Source organism: Microcoleus sp. PH2017_05_CCC_O_A (genome assembly GCF_020738785.1).
Taxonomy (GTDB): Bacteria; Cyanobacteriota; Cyanobacteriia; order Cyanobacteriales; family Microcoleaceae; genus Microcoleus.
Genome location: NZ_JAEQCB010000014.1, coordinates 1 through 24537 on the forward strand (window position 1 = coordinate 1; position 24537 = coordinate 24537).

Below are 24537 nucleotides of genomic sequence, written 5' to 3' on the forward strand. Positions count from 1 at the left end.
AAATCAGACTATTCATTACTCCAATCCTCGGACTTAAGGGTAGAGGTCACTCTCAAACTGTCAACTGTCAACTGTCAACTGTCAACTGTCAACTGTTAAAGCGTCTTTGGGGTTTGTTACGAAAAATAAATGTTCCAATCATTGACAACTGCTATCTCTATAGATACGATTCACTTAGCGATCGCTAAAATTTCAGATTTCAAAAAATGCTGTTTAACTCCACATTATTTTTGGTCTTTTTGGTGGTGGTGGTGTATGTCTATTACTTGCTGACACCGCAATACCGACGTTGGTTTTTGTTATTCGCTAGCTACTGCTTTTATTGGGTGTGGAGCGTACCGTACTCGCTCCTAATGGTTTTATATACCCTGCTAGCTTATACAACAGCTCGCATTATAGAGTCATCAACTAAAAACAGAGATAAAACTACTGCCTTAATTGGTTTTTTGGTTGTAGTTATAAGCACTCTATGCGTTTTCAAATACGCAAACTTCTTCTCGGCTTCGGCACACTCCCTGTTTGGATTTTATCCTTGGCCTAAACTAAATCTACTATTACCTCTGGGTATTTCTTTTTACACATTCCAGACGATCAGTTACATAGTCGATGTCTACAAGGGCGTTACACCTGCCCAAAAGTCATTTCTCGACCTAGCACTGTACGTCATTTTCTTCCCTAATCTGGTTGCTGGCCCGATCGTCCGCGCCAAGACTCTCATGCCCCAGTTGACGTGCGAGTCACCGGTAGACTGGCTTGGGATCCGCAGTGGCATTGCCCAAATCATCTGGGGGATGCTGAAAAAAGTTTATATAGCTGACCCGATGGCATCAATTACCAGTGAGGCGTTTAGTGGGCCCCAGAGCGTTTCCGGGTTGGGGTTGTTACTAGCTACGTTCGCCTTTACAGTTCAAGTCTACTGCGACTTTTCTGGTTATTCAGATATGGCGATCGGTTCTGCCCGTCTATTCGGAATAGAACTGCCGAAAAATTTTGACAAGCCTTATATGGCCTACAGCATTACTGATTTCTGGCGCCGCTGGCACATTTCACTGTCAAATTGGCTGCGCGACTATCTTTACATTCCCCTGGGTGGCAACCGGCAGGGCCAACTCCGTACCTATGGAAACTTAATGATCACTATGCTGCTGGGAGGGCTCTGGCACGGTGCTGGATGGAACTGGGTTGCTTGGGGAGGTTTGCAAGGGGCAATGCTGTCAATGGAAAGAGCGTTTGGACTCTCCTCTGCACCTAAGTCGAAAGCCAGTTATTTCCTGCACTGGCTGTTGACCTTTTTTGTGATTTGTACTTCTTGGGTACTCTTTGCATCATCTGATTTGAACAGTGCGGGTGTGGTATTTCAGCGGATATTGACTTTTGCTGATGGCCGGATACCTATTGACTATCGCCCGATATTCTACCTGGCGCTAGTTTTGCTAATTCAATGGGGGGATGTGAAGCAACGATGGATGAGCTGGGCTCAGCTACACCCAAATTTGCTCAAGTGGATTGTTTGTACGATCGCAATTGCGCTGATATTTACCTTTGCCGGCGCCTCAAGTTCAAATTTCATTTACTTCCAGTTCTAATCGGATCGATCAGTTATGCTCCCAATATTTAATGACCAAGCACTTTCCCATATAAAAACCGCATTTCGCCGCACGACCGTAGACTTGTCAAAGCTATTGTTAGCAGCTTTATTATTGGAAGGAATGCTGCAAGTTATTGCTCCTGAGTACAAAAATAACGTTTACGATCGCGAATTTACAGGAGGTCGTCCCATCACGATGAGCAGTGCGGGAAATCGCGGCCCCCTGCTGCCGGTTCAGAAACCCCCTGGCGAAGTGCGAATCCTCGGGATGGGGGATTCAACAACATTTGGGACTGGGATTGGTGCAGAAGATACTTGGCCAGCTCAACTAGCAACTGTTTTTCAGAAAAATGGTGCCAAAGCAACCTATATCAACAGCGCTATAGAAGGTTATACGGTCAAAGAAATTAACTATGTTTATCGCAACCAGTGGTCGGCCTACAAACCAGATATAGTAGTGCTGGCTGTAGACAACAACATGGTCTCAATGACGTGGTTTCGCCGCGAGGACAAAGGTGCACCGAAAAACCCCTATCTAGATCCTGCCCCTCAATCCAAACTGGACAATTTTAAAAACGGATTAAAACAAGTTACTCACGTCTTAGCTTCTCCTTCCTGGCTGAGAATCAACTCCCAAAAATGCTTGTACTTGCTAGGTTTATCAAATAACAACATCAACCCGGAAGTTCCTTTGGGCGCAACGGTAGCCTCTGGCTGGAAGCAGGCTAATGTGCCTCCAGATCTCCCCGAACGCGTTTGGAAGCAGTTTGAAGAAGATTTGAGCGTACTCCGAGACTCCGTTGCTGCTGACGGTCGATCGCTCGTTGTAGTTTACTTACCTGCTCGCTTTATTGCTTTTGACGGTTTTTTTGACAACGAGCAGCGAGTGCCAAAAAATCGGCTGACTATCGACGCGGGTAAGAGACTTGGGGAAATTAGTCAGTCACTCGGTGTAGCCTATCTCGATGGTACGGAACCAGTTCGTCGGGGTCGATCGCAAATTGCCGAAAAAGAAGGTCGTTCTGCTCCGATGTACATTAAGTTTGATAGTGTCCACCTTGATAAAGACGGCAATCAAGCTGTTGCTGAAGGGTTGTTCGATCTCGTTGGCAAATCTGAAAAAGCTCGATAAAATCTGTCTGTCGTGTGGATACCATATCCGGTAGATTACTATAACAAAAAGGGTTCGTAGTGCGGACTTCAGTCCGCAGTCTAAGGAATGAGAATTAAATAACTTCCACAAGTTTGTGGTGTGGGCGGGAGAGCCGCCCTTTTTGAACGGGCGGGACGCCCATCCCACAATAACAATTAAAATTGTAAGTTATTTAATTTGCGATCCTAAGAGCGGACTGAAGTCCGCAGTACGAACTTTATTTATTGGGGTTAATCGATCGCACACGATACGATCGCTAGTTTTAGCGTCGGCGCGGCGCCGGAAGCCTCGCGCTATTTGACGGTTGCGGTTTTTCTTGCAGCTTCATGGTCAAACTCACCCGCTTTAACTTTTCATTCACCTCCAAAACCCGCACTTTCACAACTTGTCCGACTTTCACAACCTGTTTCGGATCGTCCACGAAGCGATCGGCTAATTGAGAAATATGAACCAAACCATCTTGGTGAACTCCCACATCAACAAAGGCCCCAAAGTTAGCTACATTCGTGATAATGCCTTCCAATTCCATCCCAACTAGCAAATCGGAGATTTCGTTAATTCCGGCTTGGAAAGTAGCATATTTAAACTCGGCGCGCGGGTCTCTTCCGGGTTTTTCTAGTTCGGAAATAATGTCTCGGAGTGTTGGTTCTCCGACTTTCTCGGTCACATATTTCTTGATATCTACAGTCTTGACTTTTGCCGATATTTGTGTTATTTCGGTCAGCGGCAAACTTAAATCTTTGGCGATCGCCTGGACAACAGGATAACTTTCAGGATGAACTGCTGTATTATCCAGCGGGTTTTCGCCGCCGCGAATGCGGAGAAATCCGGCTGCTTGTTCAAAAGCTTTTGGCCCGAGTTTGGGAACTTTCAGGAGTTGGCGGCGATTTTTAAAGGCGCCGTTTTCGTTGCGGTAATTGACGATATTTTTGGCAACTGTTGCTGTCATTCCCGATACAAAGGTCAGCAGTTCTTTCGAGGCTGTGTTTAAGTCAACTCCGACGTAGTTAACGCAGCTTTCGACTGTTTCGTCGAGTTTCTTTTTGAGCAGTTTTTGGTCAACGTCGTGTTGATATTGACCGACTCCGATCGATTTCGGGTCTATTTTGACAAGTTCGGCTAAAGGATCTTGTAAACGCCTACCGATGCTGACTGCGCCGCGAATTGTGATGTCGAGATCTGGAAATTCGGCGATCGCCACATCACTCGCTGAATAAATCGATGCGCCGGATTCGTTCACCATAACTTTAATCGGTTTTTTGTCCATATCTGCCAAAACTTCCGACACAAAGTCGTCGGTTTCGCGGGAAGCTGTACCGTTGCCGATCGCGATTAATTCAATTTTATATTTTTCCAGCAAATGCTTGACAATTTTACCAGCTTGTTGTCTCTGGCCTGCGGCTTGGTGGGGGAAAATGGCTTGATATTCCAAAAACTGCCCGGTTTCGTCGAGGGCGGAAACTTTGCACCCGGTGCGAAATCCCGGATCGATCGCGAGTGTGGGCTTCATGCCCGCCGGCGCCGACAGCAGCAACTCGCGGAGGTTGGTTTCAAAGGTGGTGATGGACTCGATATCAGCCTCTGCTTTGTGGTGCGATCGCACTTCCGTCATCAGCGAAGTCTTCATCAGGCGGTTGAAAGCGTCCTTCAAGGTCGATCGATAAAACTCCTTAACTTCAGGTATCCTAGTTTTAATTTCCTGAGATTCCAAATAAGCCATCACCGCCGATTCATCAAAGGCTAAATCTAAATCTAAAACCCCCTCCGTTTCCCCGCGGAAGAGCGCCAACATATTGTGCGACTGAACATTTCTCGCTGCAATTTGGTAACTGCGGTACATTTCAAATTTCGTACTTCCTTCCGGGAAATCATCTTTAATTTTCGAGACAAAAACCCCCGTCTTCATTAAAAAATCTCGCAAATAAGCTCGGTATTCAGCTTTTTCGGAAATTGCTTCCGCCAAAATATCCCCAGCACCTTTGACAGCTTCTTCTGTTGTCTTCACTCCCTTTTCTTCCGAAATATATTTAGCTGCTTCCGCTTCGATATCGGCTGGTTTAGCAGTCGGCAAATTCAGACACTTAATAAAAATTGCCAGCGGTTCTAAACCTTTTTCTCTAGCAATTGTCGCCCGCGTCCGCCGCTTGGGTTTGTAAGGCAGATAAAGGTCTTCGAGTTCATTTTTTTGCAAGCACGACTCAATTTTGGCTTGCAATTCGGCCGTAAGTTTGCCCTGGGAGGCGATCGTCTCTAAAATCGACTTTTTGCGGTCTTCAATTTCCGTCAAATAGGTGAAGCGATCGGAGATATCTCGCAAATGAATTTCATTTAGGGAATCGGTGCGTTCTTTGCGGTAGCGGGCAATAAACGGAATAGTTGCGCCCTCCGCAAAAAGTTCCAGAGCATTATTGACTTGAGAAAGATTGATGGAAAGTTCTTGAGCAATCAGTTGAGGAATGTTGAGCATAGTACAGAAGTTTGAGTCAATTACTGGCAGTTAATAAAATATTTATGAGTTCCGCGAATTAATAGGAAAATGAACCGCAGAGGCGCAGAGGACACAGAGGAGGAAATGAGATCAATAAGACTTTGAGAAGGTTTGCTGGAACGCCTTAGCAGTATTAAAATGATGTTAGCATAAATGCAGTCATTTCTCAATATTATATGTTTCCTTTTAAATATCCAGTGCCGCAAAGCGATCCGCCGCGATCGCCCAGAGAAACGCTGCCGACGATGTACGATTTACCTAGCGAAGATTCGGAGGAACCTGGGAAGCCAGACGAATTTCACGATTGGCAGCCGCAGTTGTTAACCCTGGCGTTTCGCCCTCGCAATTATCAGGCTTCTGAGATATTTAGCGGCACTGACATGAACCTTTATTATGACGTGCAGCACCCTTTGTGGCACAAACGCCCCGATTGGTTTGGAGTTGTGGGAGTTCCGAGACTGTACGATGGATCTGAACTGCGGATGAGTTACGTTACTTGGCAGGAAGGCGTGAATCCTTTTGTAATTGTGGAACTGCTTTCGCCGGGAACCGAAAAAGAAGATTTAGGTGCAAATATCGATGACGAAAATTCAGGAAATCAGCCGAATGCTGCGGGTAACGGGCAAGTTTTACAGGCCCAGACAAATGAGAAACCGCCCAGTAAATGGGAGGTTTACGAGCAGATTTTGCGGGTTCCTGTTTATGCTGTTTTCAGCCGCTATACTAACAGGTTGCGAGTATTTGTATTGAATGCCGGACACTATCAAGAATTAGAATTATCTGACTCGCGAGTCTGGATTCCGGATCTAGGTTTGGGCTTGGGTTTGTGGCAAGGGGAGTTTCAGGGAATCGATCGCCTGTGGTTGCGCTGGTATGATGTTGATGGCAACTGGATTCTGACTGAAGCGGAACAGCAACGGCAGCGCGCTGAGTCAGCGGAAGCTCAATTGCAGTCTTTGATTCAGCGGTTGCGGGAATCTGGCATCGATCCCGATCGATTTTTAAACCGTTAGAAAAACGGCGGTTGAAACCAGGTTTACACAAACGAAGTCCGCCTCCGTTTTTAAACCGTTAGAAAAGACGGCGGTTGAAACCGCGTCTACACAAACAAAGTCCGCCTCCGCGGACTGAAGAAGATCGCGTAAGTTTAACCCAATATGCTTGGAATTAAGCTATTTCAACCGCCCGGTTTTCTTCAACCTGCGGAGGCACGTGAGTGTTTGTGTAAACCTGGTTTCAACCGCCCGGTTTTCTATTTCAACCGCCCGGTTTTCTTCAACCTGCGGAGGCAGGTTTTGTCTGTGTAGAAGCGGTTTCAACCGCCCGGTTTTCTTCAACCTGCGGAGGCAGGTTTTGTCTGTGTAGACGCGGTTTGAACCGCCCGGTTTTCTATTTCAACCGCCCGGTTTTCTTCAACCTGCGGAGGCAGGTTTTGTCTGTGTAGACGCGGTTTGAACCGCCCGGTTTTTCATTTGAACCGCCCGATTTTCTTGTTTATTGCTGACACTATTTGCCGTAAATCCTTCCGCGTAAGGAGATTGATGCAAATAAGCCTTACCAGCAGAACCAAAAAGTTGTAACTTGCCCGAAATCACCGATCGCATAGCAGCGATCGCCTTTTCCATAACTTCCAACAAATCCGGGCTAGACAAAGAATTGCTAGTTTTCAATACATCCATATAAGCATCGCGAACTTCCGTATTTACATTAAACTTAGACACACCTAATTTAATAGATTGATTAATCATCGATTCCGGCAAACCGCTAGCGCCGTGCAACACTAACGGCACCGAAACAGAAGCCCGGATTTTTGCCAAACGCGGGAAATCGAGTTTCGGTTCGCTGAAATATTTACCGTGAACGTTGCCAATTGTTACCGCTAAAAAATCCACCTTAGTTGCTGCAATAAACTCTACAGCTTCCACCGGATCGGTCATCTTGGCCGCTTTTTCTTCAATTGTCAAACCGTCCTCCGTGCCGCTAATTCTGCCGATTTCCGCTTCAACTACCGCACCGTTAGCGTGGGATAACTCAGTCATTTCGCGAGTAAATATCAAGTTTTGTTCGTAAGACAAAGGAGAACCGTCAGCCATGATGGACTTGATACCGGCGGCGAGGGCGAGGTGAATGTCTTTTTCTGAGGTGCTGTGATCTAAGTGTACTGCGATCGGCACGGAGGACTTGCGCGCTGCTTCCATGCAAAGCGCGACTAAAGGCGATTTTCCGTATTTGAGGGCGCTGGGGTGAAGTTGCAGCATCGCAGGACTTTGCAGCGCTTCGGCGGCATCGATGACGGCTTTTACTCCTTCGAGATTGTACACGTTAAAAGCGCCGATCGCGTAAGCATTTCTCCGGGCTGTGTTCAGCAATTCGCTAGTTGAGGCGAGCATAAGTACCTGGCTTAAAAACTTTTCCGTTGTCAGTTGTCAGTTGTCAGTTGTCAGTTGTTAGTTGTTAGTTGTCATCAGTCCTCAGTCATTAGTTAGGGAGCATCTCATTTTTGTAAAAAGCATTTTTTCTTTGAGTGCGAGCTTAAGAGCTCGCGAGTATTGTACAGCTCGCGAGCGGGGACAGCACTATAATAAATGCAAAACTGAGATGCTCCCATTAGTTAACTGTCAACTGTCAACTGTCAACTGTCAACTATTTTTGTGCATTACCAGCGTGCAAACCGCACTCTTTCATCGTCGATTCTTCCCACCACCAACGACCTTCGCGTTCGTGTTGGTTTGGCAATACAGGTTTCGTACAAGGTTCGCAACCAATGCTGACAAAACCGCGTTCGTGCAACTTATTGTAAGGCACTTCCAAAGCGCGAATGTATTCCCAAACCTCTGCCGAAGACCAGTTTGCTAAGGGGTTGAATTTAATTAATTCATGGTCTGGAGTTGAAAAAGCACCGTCAACTTCAATCACCGGAATACCGTTGCGGGTACTGGGACTTTGGTCTTTGCGCTGACCGGTAATCCAAGCATCGAGAGTATTCAATTTGCGGCGAAGCGGCTTGACTTTCCGCACGCCACAGCATTCTTTGTGGCCGTCTTCATAAAAACTAAACAATCCCTTTTCATCTACTAGGGCTTGTACTTCTGCTGAATCGGGAAACATTACTTCTAATTTAATGCCGTAATGTTTTCTAACTCGCTCCAGAAACTCATAGGTTTCTGAGTGCAACCGTCCCGTGTCTAGGGTGAAAACGCGGAAGTTTTTGGTAATTTTTGATGCCATGTCGATCAGAACTACATCTTCGGCACCGCTGAAAGAGATTGAAATATTGTCAAAATTGTCTAGGGCAAATTTGAGAATTTCTCGCGGTGTTTTTTGACTGTATTCTGCTTCCAGGGCGGCTATGTTGAGATTCTTCTGAGTGGCAACCATATTTTTGCGCGATCGGTGTTCTTTTTTTCTAACTCTTGATTATAGCCGATCGCAGTATCTTTCTCACCGATGAATCGCACGCTAGATCAAAAACGCATCCACAGCTTGAACCGAGCAGCCGTAGAGAGGAAAAAGGTTGAGACTTGACAGCGGTATCGCCCCCAACGTCCCTCGCTAAAATTTTTCGGACTGCAAGTCTCGCACGAGGAGATGAATGCGGTGCAAAATTTTACGGTACAACCACGCTCAAACATTTGATGTCATCTCATCTTTTTTGTGCGCTTAAGTAATACTAAACTGAGATTCTCCCGATTCAACTATTACTTTAGATAGTATTGGCAACTGACTATTTGCTCTCTGCTGCCAAACTTTCCATTTCTTTCTGCCACTTTTTCAATAAAACTTCCCGCTCTTTTTGTTCCTGAGGTTCCGGCATTCTCAAGCCATTTGTAGAATCATATTTGCCGTAATACTGCGACATTCCCTGAAAAGATTTAGTCCCCTCATTGGGCATAATTTTTTTCTGCTTCAGCCACTTTTCGCAAGAACTTTGCCACATGAAAACGCGATCGTGCACTTCGCCACCTAATTTTCTGATGCGCTTAACAGACAGTTCTTTTTTGACAAACAACAGCCGATCGCTCTCTTTGGTACGCTTAATCAAGCGAATTTCGGCGCCGGTGCCCCGGAAAAACTCGATCGCGCAATAGCCCTCCAACTGAAAAATGCAAACTTCCGTTGGAGGATTGCCGTCTTCCGGCAAGATATCCACATCAAAGGGCAACTGGTAGCCGATCGCGCTCACAGACGACTGCGGCAACAGCAACCGCACCCGCAGCAGGCGATCGGTATAATTAGCCCAAAAATCCCGGCGCTCCTCCAACTGCTTAATTTCCGCATCAGACAGCCGCAGCATCCGGGCCACCAAATCGATTGTTTTCTGGAAATAACTGTAATTTAGTCCGCCAATCCATCGCCTCAGCGACTCTTGAGCGGGAGCCGAAAGTAACTGCAATTTCGGATAATATTCGTCTCGCACCCACTCAACCAATTTCGGCCGTTGATTTTTGAGAATATCGCTCGAAATTTTAACTAACAACTCTTCAACTGCTGCAAGTTGCGACGCTGGTGGCATTTCCTTCAAGCACCTGAGCAGCCATTCTACACCCGACAAATCGGCAACCTGATTTTTGGCAAAAATTCCGGCAAGGTGTGGCCCGGCGCGATCGACTACGGGGATACTTGCGGGTAACTGAGCTTTTCCTAATAGTTCTACAGGGGTTTTTAGGTATTGCCAAGTCAATTTTGCTAGCTCGTAATCCGGTAAATCGCGGGTCAGTATTTTAATGATTTGTACTGGCAAAGCATCGGTGCCAGTCGCTGTATTGGCAAAGTCGGCAAAGCACTCTACCAAAGCTCGATCGAGGGCGGGAGCATTGCTAGAAACAGGATTTTCTAACTGGTGGCTGTAATGCAGCGCCAAACGCCACAACAACTGCTGTTTCAGGCGCACATTGTTCTGAGCTACCAGCCAAATAGCTTGAGATATTTCTCTGGTGCGATTCCCTACGGGATAGCTTCGCTTCACGGGATTTTTTAGATCCCATTGAGATTTAGCCCAGAGACAATAAGTCCATTCTAGAGGAGTAATACTGTCAGCTCGATCGCTCTCAATATCTGCTATAATTTCTGCCATTTCTCGCAAAACACTTGCTTTCACTTCGGGAACATTTGGCTTGCTTTTCTGTACAAAGCTTCCCGCATTTTTTGTTTTTTCTGGCAGTGGCTGGGTGGGATTTTCCGGTAGTTGAATTTGGCGAAACTGAACGCTCATATTTATAATTTGTTTGCTATAAAGTTGCTGCACTAGCATGATGCAATTTTTGACCAGAAAGAATTGGTTTAAAGGGGAGCATCTCTGTTTTGCGAAAAGCATTTTTTTATTATAGTGCGAGCACGCAAGAGCTCGCGTATTCTACAACTTGCGAGTTCGCGACAGCACTATATTCCAATACGGTTGACTTAACACTATTTATGCGCCGGAGATCCCCCTAAATCCCCCTTAAGAAGGGGGACTTTGAGAGCATTCTTGTCCCACCCCCTACTCCCCTTTTTCAAGGGGGGTTAGGGGGGATCTGTCTTAAGTAAACGGTATTGCACTATATTCCTTCCATGTAGAAGTCACTGTCAACTGTCAACTGTCAACTGTCAACTGTCAACTTTCAACTGTCAACTGTCAACTGTCAACTTTCAACCGACTTTTGTACATAAATCTCTCGCAAGTGTGCGATCGATCGCAATTGAAAACCCCGTTGATTGGCTCGCCCGCGCGTCATTTCTGTGATTGTAATATTTTACACAATTTTCGATATTCAGGGAAGGTACGACTGGGAAAACTAGCTGGGGTTGGGCGTTATGCTCTCTTTCGGCAGAAGTCAAGCTAGCTTGTCCGTGCGGCAGTAGTCCTGTGAACTCAAAAAAGAAGCACACAAGTGCGATCGCCCTACCCGAAAGAATTGGTTTAAAGCCCAAAGCCCGATCGCCCTTGAGAAATTAAAATCAGACTATTCATTACTCCCATCCTCGGACTTCCAGGTAGAGGTCGCACTCAACTGTCAATTGTCAACTGTCAACTGTCAACTGAAATCACAATCTCCCTCTCAAGTAGCATAGACTAAATTTGTAAATTGTTATTAAATTTAGTTGTGCGCGACAGTAACTTAAAAGTTAAGAGAAGTTGCTAACACTACCTAGTGTAACAATCCTCAATCGCGTAGGAAATTTTACAGTAAATAAAATTAGAAGGTTTGTGATGAGAATTGCCCAAATTGCCCCCCTGTTCGAGCGAGTTCCGCCCCCAGCTTACGGAGGAATTGAACTGGTGGTCAGCCTCTTGACCGAAGAATTAGTCAGAAGGGGACATGAAGTCACCTTATTTGCCTCCGGCGATTCAATTACTTCTGCTACTTTAGAATCAGTTCACCCCAGAGCGCTGCGTCTCGATCCCACCGTTAAAGAATACGGCATTTACGATATGATGCAACTGAGCAAAGTATATGGAAAAGCCGGAGAATTTGATATCATTCATTCCCACGTAGGCTGCACAGCTTTGTCTTACTCGCACTTAGTAAAAACGCCCACAGTTCACACCCTCCACGGCATTTTTACCCCAGACAACGAGAAGATGTTTAGCTTGGCCCGCACTCAGCCCTATCTAAGTATTTCTAACTCTCAGCGGGAAGAAAGACTAAATCTCAACTACGTCGCCACAGTTTATAACGGCATCGATCCGGCGACTTACGAATTTCACCCGCAGCCGGACAATCCTCCTTATTTAGCTTTTCTCGGTCGTATTTCGCCCGAAAAAGGTGCTCATTTAGCCATAGAAATTGCTAAGGCTTCCGGCTGGCATTTAAAGATTGCCGGCAAAGTCGATATTGTCGATCGCGAATATTTCGAGCAAGAAATCAAGCCGCACATTGACGGCAAGCAAATAGAATATTTAGGCGAAGCCAACCACGCCCAAAAAAGCGTGCTGATGGGCGGTGCAGTCGCCACATTATTTCCGATTACTTGGCGCGAACCTTTCGGGTTAGTCATGATTGAGTCCATGGTAACGGGAACGCCCGTAATTGCCATGAAATTAGGCTCGACTTCCGAAGTTATTGTTCACGAAAAAACGGGTTTTCTGTGCGAAAGCGTGGCAGAATGTATCGCCGCCATCGAACCGGCCCGAGAACTCGATCGCAGCGCTTGTCGCCAACACGCGATCGATCGCTTCAGCGTTAAAACAATGGTCGATGGCTATGAAGCAGTTTACCGACAAATTTTAAAAGAGCGATTTTCTCAAAACGGTCACGCGCATCATTTGACAGAATTAGAACTGCACGGCAGATAGCTGGGCGAGGACAAATTAAACGCAAGGCGGGTTTAGTTATCCAAAATTTACTTACCACATTCAATCAACCGGGTTGTTTTATGGAAACACCCGGTTTTTACCTGAGTTTAATTAATTGTCATTTTAGTTGTCGTAAAACAGGCTCGAACTTTCAGTAGAAGATTCTCAGCAGCAAGAGGAAGAAGGACACGGCATTGCCATGTCCCTAATGTATTTCAGAAGATTAGATAATATTACAAAAGTTTTTTTAATTAATTTTTTGGGACGGGCTAGAAGCCCATCCCACAAGAAAAAAATGTGGGATGGGCTTCTAGCCCGTCCTAGCTATTTTTGCAATAAGTCTATTAAAAACTGCTGTATTAGTTGGTCGATATCATGCTGATTTTTTACCGAGCACTTCACTTTTTAGTCTGGATTTAATAAAAATTAAATTCATTTTAGGAAGTCAACTATTTGCTGGCATCAGTTGAAAAAAATGGTATGATGCTAATAGTGAAGCATTACATCAGGGTGCTTCGTGTCAAAATTTAATGCCAAAAAGTCAAGAGTCAAAAGCTCAAGAAAATTAAACTTTTGAAAGCTGGGAATCCACTTTTTGTAAAAATGACCGATACCTATGAAATAGAAGGAAAAACATTTGTCGCTGCTGCGGAGTTACCCGTAACCGAGTGGCCTTGCGCGATCGCCGATCGACCTCAACCAACACTCACCCTCAAAGACGATGATTTATTCCTGATTACTGACACCCTCGGCAACATCTCAGGCTGCTTAGAAGACGACAACGTGTCTAGCTTTGGGTTGTTTTGCCACGACACGCGCTTCCTCAGCCGCCTAGAATTGCAAATAGAAGGGCGATCGCCCATTTTGCTCAGCAGCAACGCCGAAAAAGGCTACCTGCAAACAGTTTTGTGCTCAAACCCCCGCATTGACGATCGCATCCCGGCAGAAACCATCGGCATCAGGCGAGAAATGGTCCTCAACGGCGGTTTGTTTGAAGAAATAGAAATCACCAACTTCACCACAAAACCAGTCAGCTTTGAAATAAGTCTCAGCTTCAACTCAGATTTCTTAGACTTATTTGAAGTCCGGGGTTACGGCCGCTCCCAGCGCGGGAAACTCCTGCGCCTGATGCCCCAAAAAACCGACGGAGCATCCCCCAGCGAATTTGCAGACAAAGCAGCTTTTCCTGACGCTGCAAACGGCAATAGCCACGGTGAAAATCCGGCAGTAGAAAACCCAAATGTGCCAATTCAAGAATCAGCAAAAAACTCGATCGGCGATCGAGCGATCGCCCCATATCCTTTCTGCGATCTTCAACAAGATTTAACCCTTGCCTACCAAGGTTTAGACGGCTTAGTAATGGAATCTCGGATCGAGTTTTACAACCAGCCACCATCACTGTTTCAGGGGAATACAGCAGTATGGCGCATCTCCCTAAAATCCCACGAAGCAATCAAATTGGGATATCGGCTCAAAATGCTGATCGACGGCAAATCGATCTCCCAAGTTACCACTCCCGTAAACCTAGTTCAAGCCAAAGCAGCGGAACTTTTAGAAGAGCGAGAATGGCTGACCGAAATTACCAGAATTAAGTCAGATAAAAACACCTTTAATCGACTCCTAAAACGCGCCGAACAAGACATTTATTCCCTACGACAAACCTTTGGCAAAGGCAAAGCAATTTCAGCCGGAGTTCCCTGGTTCTCGACATTATTCGGGCGCGACTCCATCATCGCCGCTGCTCAAATCTTAATTCTCGATCCAAGTTTAGCCAGACAAACTCTGACAACCTTAGCTCACTATCAAGGCAAAACCGACGACGATTGGCGCGACGAAGAACCGGGCAAAATACTGCATGAAATTCGCATGGGAGAAATGGCTCGCTGCAACGAAATTCCCCACACTCCCTATTACGGAACAGTCGATGCTACGCCTTTGTGGTTGATGCTTTACGCTGAATATTACGCCTGGACGTACGACAGCCAAACTTTAGATCTTTTGTGGCCAAATGCTTTGGCAGCGATGGAATGGATCGATCGCAAATGTGCCGCCACAGGCTACCTCAGCTATTACAAAAAATCCCAGCGCGGCTTAGCAAATCAAGGCTGGAAAGACTCGGGAGATTGCATCGTCAACCGATCGGGCGTCATTGCAGAAGGAGCGATCGCCCTTTGCGAAGTCCAAGCCTACGTTTACGCTGCCAAAACCAGGCTGGCAGAGATTGCCCGCATCAAGAAACGCATCGATTTATGCGATCGCTGGCTAGAAGAAGCAAAAGACCTAAAAACCCGATTCAACCGCGATTTTTGGATCGAAGATTTAGATTATTGCGCCCTAGCATTAGACGGCCAAGGCAAACCTGTAGACAGCATTTCATCAAATCCGGGACACTGTTTGCACCTCGGCATTTTGTCGCGAGAAAAAGCTCGCAGCGTAGCTGAAAGATTGCAAGCCCTAGATATGTTTAGCGGTTGGGGAATTCGCACCCTATCCTCCTTATCTCCCGCCTACAATCCCATAGGCTACCACACAGGCTCAGTCTGGCCGCACGACAACGCTTTGACAGCTATGGGATTGCGATCGCTCGGCCGAGTCGAACAAGCCCTAGAAGTAGCTCAAGGCTTATTTGACATGACTTTGCTGCAACCCTACGAGCGTCCCCCCGAACTTTTTTGCGGCTACGAGCGCAACAGCCAGAGCGATCGCCCCGTGCAGTATCCTGTAGCTTGCTCGCCCCAAGCTTGGGCAACTGGCAGCATTTTTCAACTGTTGCAAATGATGTTAAATTTAGTTCCCGATGCCCCTAACAACCAACTGCGAATTATCGATCCAGCCTTACCAGAATCGATTAATAAGTTGTCGCTAAACAACTTAAGGATAGGCTCAACTTTGCTAGATTTGGAATTTGAGAGATCTGGTTCCTCAACCGCTTGTCGGGTGATGAAAAAACGCGGCAATTTGCGAGTAATTATCGAAGCTTAAATGCGGCTAAGGATCGCAAATTAAATAACTTACAATTTTAATTGTTATTGTGGGGTGGGCGGGAGAGCCCGCCCTTTTTGGACGGGCTCTCCCGCCCACCCCACAAACTTGTGTAAGTTATTTAATTCTCATTCTTAAGTGGGAATTGGGAATTCCCAATTCCCTTGATTCGCGACACGGAAGTCACGGAGGCAGGGATAGCTTTTTTTCTCTTCCGACTTCATCGGACTTCTTCTTTCTGGCTTATTCTGGCTTATTCTGGCTTATTCTTCCCTCTTTCTTGTTCCTTCTTCCCTCTTCCCTCTTCCTTCTTCCCTCTTCCTTCTTCCCTCTTCCTTCTTCCCTCTTCCTTCTTCCTTCTTCCTTCTTCCTTCTTCCTTCTTCCTTCTTCCTTCTTCGCTGAGGCTATGTGACCGGCTATATTGTATTTAGAAGTGCATTGATTTGTTTGCAAAATGGCGCAATCAAATAACCGTAGTGAAGCGGGGCGAAAGCCATCACCCCAGCAGCTTCTGGAGCGAGATTATCCGCCGTGAACAATAGTAAGGAAGTGTGAAATTATGTCAAAAATTTTAGTAGTGGACGATGTTCCCAGCGAACTGGAAATCATCTGTCGCATTCTTCAAGATGCCGGAATGCAGGTGATCCGGGCTGGTGACGGCGAAGAAGCGATCGCGCTGATCCGAGAAGTGCCGCCGGATCTCGTGGTGTTAGACGTAGTGATGCCACGAATGAACGGATTTGAAGTGATCAGAGAATTGCGGGGCGATCGCGCCACTGCACACTTGCCAGTAGTATTTTGTACTCATAAAAACACCGATATCGATAAAGCTTGGGGAACCGATTTAGGCGCCGATGCTTACGTCAGCAAACCATTTGAGCCTCAGCAACTCGTCAACATCGTGCAGCGACTGCTTTGGGCTTAAACAAAATAGACCTCTTGCAAAATAATTTTGTGCTATTATAGAAAGTTTAGACAATTTTATAATCTAGCAGGCTGAACAAGTTTAAGGAGATGCCAATCAACCCCATAATTCAAAGTTTGACCTAAACTTGAGCAAACTTTTAAGGATAACATATATTTTTTTTGCAAGAGGTCTAATATAGCCGTTCTCCTAATAGTGAGGTAATTGGCAATAGGTAATTGGTAATCGCGCTTGACCTCACTCACACTCTTTTGTGCTATATCAAGTGTTCAGTAGCATTCACCAAATATCATAGCGAGAAACCCAGTTTTTTTTTCAACAAACATGGTTTCTAAATTCCTTAAAAGTGGTAGATATATTAGAGAAATCATTCCAGTTGCCCAGCCCGCTATTTATTTAACCATTTGATCCTGTAAAACCGATCCAGATAAACTCTCGGAGCGATCGGCTTTCCTAGCAAAGCAAATTCCTCATTTGTAAGATACACTAGAAACAAAAAATCAGGAATGAAAACAACTGCTACCCAGGCGGCGGGGAATCAGACAACTGGAACAAAGCAATTTCTCCTTTTCGGTCAAGGAGGCAGTCTCTTTGGCGTAGAGTTAGAAGCAGTGCGGGAAGTTCTTTCCCTCAACGAACAACCGATTTCCCCGGTTCCTAACACCCTGCCATTTTTGTTGGGATTAACCAACTTGCGGGGCGAAATCCTAGCAGCAGCAGACTTCGGACGGTTTGCTGGGCTCGATCCGGTTGACACCCACCACCCAAGCAGCCGCATCTTAGTGGTGGAAGCGCCCGATCCGCGAGATGTGAGATTGTCGAAAATGCGGATGGGCTTGGCTGTCTCCCGTGTCGAAGGAGTTTTGTCTCTAAATCCCGATCGCACTGTCTCAGCAGTAGATGTCAGTCCCGACTTGGCTCCCTTCTTAAAAGGTTTGTACAATTCCGAAGGACGCTTGCTAATGATAGTCGATGTCGAAGCGATCGCCCATTCCGAACGCTGGTAATTAAACAGTTGACAGTTGACAGTTGACAGTTGACAGTTGGCAGTTGACAGTTGACAGTTGGCAGTTGGCAGTTGACAGTTGACAGTTGACAGTTGACAGTGAGGTTTTTAGGCAGTTGACAATTGACAAAGGAAGAATATGGAGTCAATCTAAAATCTAAAATCTAAAATCGATCGCCTTTAATTTACCAATTCTTAATTTTATCATGAATTTTATCTATAGTTCGATCGCCACGACATTCACCCTGACATTACCTGACTTTTCTATTTCGCTGGTAGCTGGAATTGCCAATTGTATTATTTGTTTCTGTTACTTTGCGATCGCCTCGCTAATCAGCTTAGGTTTGTGGCGAAACCGTCAATTCGGGTTCGACATCTTCGCCACAGTCACAGCAGCCATATTTTGGAGCTGCGCTTTCGGCCACAGCGGCCACGCAGCCGAATACCTGGGATTGCCGCACTCCCATGTGGCACAAACTGTATCGGATTGGATAACTGTCATTCCGGCGATCGCCTTTTTGAGTCTGTCCAACCGCTACCAATTCTTAGTAGGTTCCACCCAAATTCTTACCTCCAAAAAAGCAACAGAACAAGCCCTCAGCGAAACAACCCAGCGATTTCAGGCAATCTTCGACCAAGCTTTTCAACTAATCGCATTATTGAACCCAGACGGCACTCTGATCGAAGCAAATCAGACAGCATTAGAATTGGGCGATTTGGAACCATCAGAAGTGCTGGGGCTAAAATTTTGGCACACACCTTGGTGGGCATCATCCCCAACCAACCAGCAGCGCCTCAAAACCAACATTAAACAGGTCTCGGCAGGCAAGTTTGTACGGGAAGAATACGAAATCACCGGAGCCAACAACCAGGTGACAGTAATTGACATATCATTTAAGCCCCTGTTAAATGAAACAGGAGAAGTATTTCAAATTCTCGCGGAAGGCCGCGACATAACAGCGCGCAAACAGACAGAAGCCAAATTGCAGCAGCTAACCGCAGAACTAGAGCAGCGAGTCAATGACAGAACCGAGCAGATTCAGCAAACCAACGCACTATTGCAACAGGAAGTTCGCGATCGCACCGCTGTTCAAGAGCAATTAAAAGCCTCTGAACAATTTTTAAACAACATCATCAACACCATCCCTGACCCGATTTATGTCAAAGACGAACAGCACCGCTGGCTAGCATTAAATGATGCCTTTTGTCAATACATCGGTCGCAGCAGATCGGAACTAATTGGCAAAGCTTACCGCGACTTCTTGCCCAAAGAACAAGCAGACATATATGAAGAAAAAAACCAATTAGTTTTCTGGGCAAACACCAGCAGCGAAACCCAAGAAACCATTACTGAACCGGACGGAAATACCCGTTTTCTGTCGGTCAAAAAATCTACCTTTGTAGATGCCGGCGGCAGCAAAGTCCTCGTTTGCGCCATTAGAGAAATCACCAACCGGGTGCGTATGGAAGAACAACTGCGGGAGACACTCGCCGAGGCTGAAAGCTCCCAAAACTTGCTGCGAACAGTTATTGACGCTACCCCAGACTTGATCTTCGTCAAAGATCGAAACTTCCGCTACAGCCTAGTCAACGCAGGTTTCGCCGCCGCCTTCGGCAAAACCCAAGCAGAAATGCTAGGCAAAGATGACCTAGAACTCAACGTACCCACAGAGCAAATATTCGGCAACTTCCATACCCAAACAGATCCTCAAAGACAAGTTAAAGGCTGGCGCGCTGATGACACAGCCGTACTCAACGGTCAGGAAGTCCATAACCCCAACGACATTGCCTCCTTAGCAGACGGCAAAGTACACATCTTCGACACCCAAAAATCGCCCCTCAAAGACGCAGAAGGCAAGATTCTAGGCGTTCTCGGCTTCTCGCGCGACATCACACAACGGCGCGAATCCGAACAAGAACTATTGCGGCTCAAAGCAATCTTAGAAACCACCACCGACTGGGTAGGCATGGCAGACTCCCAACAGCGCAGCATCTATCTCAACCGCGCAGCCAGAGAAATGTTGAGAGTTGGCAAGGACTCAGATTTAGCCGGAATTAGTATTTCTGACGTAACATCGCCCAAAAGTATGGACACTCTGATGGAAGTTGGTATCCCCGCAGCTTGCCGGGACGGGGTGTGGAGCGGCGAGACAATTTGGCAGACTTTAGACGGCGAAGAAATACCCGTTTCCCAAGTAATTATTGCCCACAAATCCCAGAGCGGAGAAGTTGAATTTATGTCAACGATCGCCCGCAACATTACAGAACGCAAGCGCACCGAACAAGCCTTGCAGCAGAACTTGCAAATGCTCGACCTTGCCAGCGATGCTTTGATTGTTCGAGACATTGACGGCACGATTAATTATTGGAACCAAGGCGCCCAGAGAATGTACGGCTTCACGAAACAAGAAGCTGTAGGCAAATGCACTCATACTCTATTTACTACCATCTTCCCCCAGCCTTTAGAAATAATATCGGCACAGTTAGCAGAGCGGGATTATTGGGAAGGAGAACTGATTCACACCACCAATTACCACACCACAATTACCGTATTCAGCCGCTGGAATTTGCAGCGAGACGAACAGGGAAAACCCAAAGCAATTTTAGAAACTAACAACGACATTACAGGCCGCAAGCAAGCCGAAATCGAAAATCAAAGATTGAGATCGATCGTCGAAAGTAGCTCGGATTTTATCGGGATGGCAACAATGGAGGGAGAGCCATTTTACCTGAACTCCGCTGGCATTAAGCTAGTGGGACTCAACTCTCCCGAAGAACTCAAAACTAAGAATACGGGGGAATTCTTTTTTCCAGAAGACCTCCAGCAATTCACAGCAGAAATTATGCCCACAGTCATGGAAACGGGCTATTGGCGTGGCGAGTTTCGGTTCAAGCACTTTGGCACCGGCGATCGCATTCCCGTTGACTACAGCGTATTTACAGTCAAACACCCAGAAACAGGAGAGCCGATGGGGTTGGCAACAGTTACCCGCGACATCAGCGATCGCAAACGGGCAGAAGAAATGCTGCGCGATCGCGAAAGACTGTTCCGAGCCATTTTCGACCAATCGTTACAATTCATGGGGCTGCTAGAGCCAGACGGTACTGTTTTGGAAATCAACCAAACAGCCCTCCTTGCCGCTGAGGTGGGGATTGAAGAGGTAGTAGGCAAGCCGTTTTGGGAAACCCCGTGGTGGCAGATTTCCCCAGAAGTCAAGCAACAGGTACGAGAAGCTGTCGCCAAAGCCGCCGCCGGCGAGGTAGTTCGCTACGAAGCGGAAGTCCTACTTACCGGGGGTTTCCTCGCAACCCTTGACTTCTCCCTCAAACCCATCAAAGACGAGAGCGACAAAGTCGTGCTATTAATTCCAGAAGGCCGCGATCTGAGCGATCGCAAAGCCCTAGAACGAGAGCTTTCTTTGCGTCAAGCTCGCTTTGATGCCTTTTTCGCCGCAGCACCAGCGGGAATGTTCATCACCGACGACCAACTGCGGTTCATGCAGTTCAACGAAAAATTAGCCGAACTCGGGGGCCAGCCGGCTTCGGCATACATCGGCAAAACCCTATGGGAAGCCGAACCGGAAATGGCACCGACGCTCGGCCCGGTGTACCAGCAGGTTTTTAGCAGCAACGAAGCGATTTTAAACATTGAACTCTCCCACGCCACCACCGCGCAGCCCGATGTAGTGCGGGATTGGCTGTCTTCTTACTTTCCTTTGCCGGGAGAGGACGGCAAACCCATTGGTATCGGTGCTTTCGTTCTGGAAGTGACCGATCGCAAAGCCCTAGAACGAGAATTAGTTTTGCGTCAATCCCGCTTTGACGCATTTTTCGCAGCGTCCCCAGCCTCAATGTTTATTTTTGACGACAAGTTGCGGTTCGTGCAAGTCAACGAAAGTTTGGCAGAAACTACAGGACCCTCAGTTGCCGAGCACCTAGGCAAAACCGTCACAGAAGTGATACCGGAAATGGTCGATACTCTACAGCCGATTTTGCAGGGGGTTTTGGCAAACAACCAGCCGCTTTTAAATATTGAGGTTGCAGGTACAACCGTCAATCAACCGGGCGTAATCCGAGATTGGCTGGCTTCTTACTTTCCTTTGGCCGGAGAGGACGGGAAACCGATCGGTGTTGGCGGTGTGGCGATCGAAATTACCGATCGCAAAAAAGCCGAAGCAGAGCGCGATCGATTTTTCACCCTGTCCCTAGACTTGCTTTGCATTGCCGATTTTGAAGGCAAATTCAAGCGTCTCAATCCCGCTTGGGCAAAAACCCTCGGCTACACAGTAGAAGAACTCCAAAACCAATCTTTTATCGATTTTGTCCATGCCGAAGACGTGGAAAAAACCTTGGCAGAAACGGCAAAAGTAGCCGGCGGTGCCGAAACAATATCTTTTGAAAATCGCTACCGCTGCAAAGACGGTTCCTACAAATGGCTGTCCTGGAAATCGCGACCGCTAATAGAAGAAAAGATCATGTATGCAGTCGCGCGCGACATTACCGAAAGCAAACAAACAATTAGTCAACTGCAAGAAACAACAGCCCAATTAGCCCGTTCTGAAGAGGAATTTAGAGGGCAAAGCAATCTCTTGCAACTGCTAATTAACAGCATTAGCGACGGCGTGGTTGCTGCCGATGCCAATGGCAATTTTGTGTTGTTCAACCCCGCCGCTACAAATATGTTTGGCTCGGGTTCCACAGATGCTCTCCCCAACGAGTGGGCGGCAAAATACGGTGTATTTTTGCCCGATACCGTCACTCCCTATCCCACAGCCGACATCCCTTTAGTACGCACGCTTCGAGGAGAATCCGTTGACGATGTAGATATTTTCACCCGCCACGCAGCCCAGCCTGAGGGCCTGTGGGTCAAAATTAACGGCCGGCCGCTCAAAGACGAAACAGGAGCAATTAAAGGTGGTGTAGTCGTTTGCCGCAACGTCACCCAGGAAAAAGCATCGCAGCAGCAGATGCAGCAGTTGGCCGAGGCACAGGAACGCTTGCTGCAAGAACTCAAAACGCGGCAAAATGCCCTCGATGAAGCTGCGATCGTCAGCGAAACTGACCTCAAAGGCATAATTACTTACGTTAACGAAAGATTCACCCAAATATCCGGTTTCAGCATGGGAGAACTGCTGCACCGCGACCACCGCATTGTCAATTCTGGCTACCATCCCAAAGCATTTTTTTCCGAAATGTGGCTGACAATTTCTCGCGGTTTGGTGTGGAAAGGGGAAATCAAAAATCGGCGCAAAGATGGCTCGTTTTATTGGGTAGATTCCACGATCGCCCCCATCTTCGATACTAGCGGTACCATAGTCAAATATATCGCCATCCGCTTTGACATTACCGAGCGCAAAGAGGCAGAGGAAGGACTGGAAAAATTTGCAGCCGAACGCAAAGCTGAAGCCGATTCGATGACGCAGCAAGTCCTCAAACTGTTGGGAGAAATTAAAGGCGCAGCTCAAGGGGATTTGACAGTCAGGGCGGAAGTAACGAATGACGTTTTAGGTGCTGTCGCCGACTCTTTTAACTTTTTAATTGGTTCTCTGCGGAAGGTGGTAACGGGAATTCAAACTTTAGCCGAACAGGTAACATCTGCCACTGGCGAGTCAATTAACAATACCAGCGAACTCACTCAACAGGCGGAAGTTCAAGCAGAAAAAATATCTGCAATCATGCGGGAAATCGAGCGAATCGTGAATTCGATCCGCGACGTGCGAGATGTTTCGGTGCGCGCCGAAACCGTTGCTCAGCAGTCTTCTCACACCGCAGAAGTCGGCGGTATGGCGGTCGATCGCGCTGTCGAAGGCATTAACGAGCTCCGATTGACGATCGCCTCTACCTCAAAAATGATGAAGCGTTTGGGCGAATCTTCGCAACAAATCGGCAAAATTGTCACTTCGATTTCTCAACTGGCTTCCCAAACCAATTTGTTAGCTCTCAATGCTACGATTGAAGCAGCCAGAGCCGGCGAACAAGGTTTAGGTTTTGCGGTTGTCGCCGAAGAGGTGCGGAAGTTGGCAGAGCGATCGGCCGGCGCGACTGAGGAAATCTCGGAAATTGTGGGTACAATTCAAGAAGAAATCAGCCGCGTGATGAAGGCAATGGAATCGGGAACGCTGGAGGTAGTGGAAGGTACTAAGCTAGCAAGCGAAGCTAAAACTCACCTGAATGCCATCATCGAAGTTAGTCGAGAAATGAATGCTTTGGTGCAGAATATTACTCGCGCTTCGGCTAAACAAACTGTTTCGGCTGAGGAGATTTCTAACAGTATGCAGCAAGTCAATGAGATTGCAAATACAACTGCACAAAAAGGTTCGGACGTTAAGGCATCGCTTGATGATTTATCTGGTTCTGTCAGCAAATTGCAAAAGTCGGTCGCGAATTTCCGTTCGTAATGTTAAATTCCCGACTTTTTAAAGAAGTCGGGAATTTGGATATTGTCGCAGTGTGAGATGATGAATGCTAGGATGGATGAGTATTGGAAATATTTTAGGGTGTGACTATCGTGTTTGAAATCGAGTTTACAGACCAAGCAATTGAGGATTTGCAGTGGTTTAAGAAACACGAACAGAATGTAATTGTTGACGGTATTGAAGCTAACCTTTGTTATGAACCCACTACGGAGACGCGCAACCGGAAACCCCTGCGTCCAAACAATACAGCAGAATGGGAATTGAGAGTGGGGCTATATCGCGTTTTGTACAACGTTGAGCAGCAAGTTAAAATTGTCAGTATAGAGCGCATCGCTGGCAAGCCTGGGAATAAATACATATTTCAAGGGGAAGAGGAAGAACTATGATGAACTGGGATTATCGAGTATTTTTTGAGGATGGCGGGTACACAATTCGCACGGTGTATTATGACGATACGGGTGCGATCGCAGCCTGCGCCGAAAAAGAAACTGCACCTTATGGAGAATCATTGGCAGAACTTCAAGCAGAATTAAACCAACTCCTGGCTGCTCTAAAAAAGCCAGTTATTTCTGCTGACGATGTGCCGGCTCCAAGCGATCGTCCGAAGGCAAAAAGAGGAAAATCATTGCAAGCAGTGCGGCAACAACTTGGCTTGCAATCGGAAATAACGAAAGAAAGTTCGTTGAGTTCAAAGGATTAATA

Annotated in this window: 17 protein-coding genes; 11 read left to right on the forward strand and 6 right to left on the reverse strand. The window is 46.7% G+C overall.

Translation table 11 applies throughout. The features are described from left to right. From JGK20_RS04835 to JGK20_RS04845, 3 genes are all read left to right on the forward strand, one after another. On the forward strand, positions 1-188 hold a 188-nt coding region (locus JGK20_RS04835), incomplete at its 5' end, for a hypothetical protein (protein WP_293191499.1). Between the two features lie 18 nt (positions 189-206). After that, a complete protein-coding gene (locus JGK20_RS04840) occupies positions 207-1586 on the forward strand; it encodes an MBOAT family O-acyltransferase (protein ID WP_293175131.1) in 1380 nt (459 codons plus the stop codon). A 15-nt stretch (positions 1587-1601) separates the two neighbouring features. Further along, complete coding sequence (locus tag JGK20_RS04845) at positions 1602-2720, forward strand: GDSL-type esterase/lipase family protein (protein WP_293229564.1); 1119 nt, start codon at positions 1602-1604, stop codon at positions 2718-2720. Between the two features lie 283 nt (positions 2721-3003). Here the strand turns inward: JGK20_RS04845 and JGK20_RS04850 are convergent, their stop codons facing one another. Next, positions 3004-5208 (reverse strand): Tex family protein, encoded by a 2205-nt coding sequence (locus JGK20_RS04850; protein WP_293229567.1) that lies wholly within the window; start codon positions 5206-5208, stop codon positions 3004-3006. A gap of 197 nt (positions 5209-5405) precedes the next feature. Between JGK20_RS04850 and JGK20_RS04855 the strand changes: the two genes are divergently transcribed. Then, positions 5406-6242, forward strand: coding sequence for a Uma2 family endonuclease (locus JGK20_RS04855; RefSeq protein ID WP_293175137.1), 837 nt, complete (start codon positions 5406-5408; stop codon positions 6240-6242). A 399-nt stretch (positions 6243-6641) separates the two neighbouring features. Here the strand turns inward: JGK20_RS04855 and JGK20_RS04860 are convergent, their stop codons facing one another. The 4 genes from JGK20_RS04860 to JGK20_RS04875 form a co-directional block, all read right to left on the reverse strand. Beyond that, positions 6642-7619: a class II fructose-bisphosphate aldolase gene (locus JGK20_RS04860; RefSeq protein WP_293229570.1), complete on the reverse strand. Its 978-nt coding sequence runs from the start codon at positions 7617-7619 to the stop codon at positions 6642-6644. A 253-nt stretch (positions 7620-7872) separates the two neighbouring features. Then, positions 7873-8607 (reverse strand): phosphoadenylyl-sulfate reductase, encoded by a 735-nt coding sequence (locus tag JGK20_RS04865; RefSeq protein ID WP_293175141.1) that lies wholly within the window; start codon positions 8605-8607, stop codon positions 7873-7875. Between the two features lie 346 nt (positions 8608-8953). Next, positions 8954-10441: an EH signature domain-containing protein gene (locus JGK20_RS04870; protein WP_293191491.1), complete on the reverse strand. Its 1488-nt coding sequence runs from the start codon at positions 10439-10441 to the stop codon at positions 8954-8956. A gap of 416 nt (positions 10442-10857) precedes the next feature. Then, positions 10858-11139 carry a hypothetical protein gene (locus JGK20_RS04875; RefSeq protein ID WP_293175145.1) on the reverse strand — a complete coding sequence of 94 codons (282 nt, stop codon included), beginning with the start codon at positions 11137-11139 and terminating at the stop codon, positions 10858-10860. Between the two features lie 280 nt (positions 11140-11419). Here JGK20_RS04875 and JGK20_RS04880 point away from each other — a divergent pair, with 280 nt between their 5' ends. Both JGK20_RS04880 and JGK20_RS04885 read left to right on the forward strand, forming a co-directional pair. Continuing rightward, complete coding sequence (locus tag JGK20_RS04880; protein ID WP_293175147.1) at positions 11420-12505, forward strand: glycosyltransferase family 4 protein; 1086 nt, start codon at positions 11420-11422, stop codon at positions 12503-12505. Between the two features lie 603 nt (positions 12506-13108). Then, positions 13109-15487 carry an amylo-alpha-1,6-glucosidase gene (locus tag JGK20_RS04885; RefSeq protein ID WP_293175149.1) on the forward strand — a complete coding sequence of 793 codons (2379 nt, stop codon included), beginning with the start codon at positions 13109-13111 and terminating at the stop codon, positions 15485-15487. 253 nt (positions 15488-15740) lie between these two features. On the opposite strand, the gene JGK20_RS04890 is transcribed toward JGK20_RS04885, so the two are convergent. After that, on the reverse strand, positions 15741-15941 hold the full coding sequence (locus JGK20_RS04890; RefSeq protein WP_293175151.1) for a hypothetical protein: 201 nt from the start codon (positions 15939-15941) through the stop codon (positions 15741-15743). Between the two features lie 106 nt (positions 15942-16047). Here JGK20_RS04890 and JGK20_RS04895 point away from each other — a divergent pair, with 106 nt between their 5' ends. The 5 genes from JGK20_RS04895 (at position 16048) to JGK20_RS04915 (ending at position 24535) form a co-directional block, all read left to right on the forward strand. Further along, positions 16048-16413: a response regulator gene (locus JGK20_RS04895; protein WP_293175153.1), complete on the forward strand. Its 366-nt coding sequence runs from the start codon at positions 16048-16050 to the stop codon at positions 16411-16413. A gap of 506 nt (positions 16414-16919) precedes the next feature. Next, on the forward strand, positions 16920-17420 hold the full coding sequence (locus tag JGK20_RS04900) for a chemotaxis protein CheW (protein WP_293142860.1): 501 nt from the start codon (positions 16920-16922) through the stop codon (positions 17418-17420). Between the two features lie 205 nt (positions 17421-17625). Beyond that, positions 17626-23817, forward strand: a complete 6192-nt coding sequence (locus tag JGK20_RS04905; RefSeq protein WP_293229573.1) for a PAS domain S-box protein — start codon at positions 17626-17628, stop codon at positions 23815-23817. Between the two features lie 101 nt (positions 23818-23918). Beyond that, positions 23919-24221, forward strand: a complete 303-nt coding sequence (locus JGK20_RS04910) for a type II toxin-antitoxin system RelE/ParE family toxin (protein ID WP_293229576.1) — start codon at positions 23919-23921, stop codon at positions 24219-24221. After that, the gene (locus tag JGK20_RS04915) at positions 24218-24535 is read left to right on the forward strand and encodes a hypothetical protein (protein WP_293191484.1); all 318 of its coding nucleotides are present in this window, start codon (positions 24218-24220) and stop codon (positions 24533-24535) included. Before JGK20_RS04910 ends, JGK20_RS04915 begins: the two co-directional genes overlap by 4 nt. The last annotated feature ends 2 nt before the right edge of the window (positions 24536-24537 follow it).